This is a genomic window from Photobacterium chitinilyticum, from assembly GCF_004104355.1.
GTDB lineage: Bacteria > Pseudomonadota > Gammaproteobacteria > Enterobacterales > Vibrionaceae > Photobacterium > Photobacterium chitinilyticum.
This window is the reverse complement of sequence record NZ_RJLM01000198.1, coordinates 1-438: the sequence shown is the minus strand read 5'-3', so window position 1 is coordinate 438 and position 438 is coordinate 1. Positions and strand designations below refer to the sequence as shown.

The window sequence follows — 438 nt, the reverse complement described above, 5'->3', positions numbered from 1 at the left end:
GTTGTTACTGGAGAAGTTTTAATCAAGTTAAGAGATGTGATGTGACTTTCTTTGCATTTTGTGTAATTCGAGGTTTCTTTCAGTGTTAAGCGCCGTTTCTTGGTGTCAACTAGAAATTCGTATCTCTCTAGAAAGTCCATCCCCAGTATTGCCAGATCTAAGTCGGCTACCGTGAAAACCCAAGGGAATTGCCTCCTGAACCCCAAATCTAGGGTTAAAGTTTTCTGCTCAAATGTCGCGATTTTAGTTTTATTTGCAGCTTGAAGTGTAATTGATGATGTTTCTGCCTCCTGAACCCCAAATCTAGGGTTAAAGTTTTCTGCTCAAATGTCGCGATTTTAGTTTTATTTGCAGCTTGAAGTGTAATTGATGATGTTTCTCGACTAATCTCAGTTTTATTTTGAGGGATGATGCTAAGAGCAGCGCCAGTATCCACCA

Annotated in this window: 1 protein-coding gene; it reads right to left on the bottom strand. The window is 39.7% G+C overall.

Going from position 1 to position 438, the window contains the following annotated elements; all coding sequences use genetic code 11:
* Window positions 1-214: 214 nt before the first annotated feature.
* The coding region (locus EDI28_RS28250; RefSeq protein WP_233353531.1) for a pepsin/retropepsin-like aspartic protease family protein at window positions 215-438 on the bottom strand (224 nt) is incomplete at its 5' end.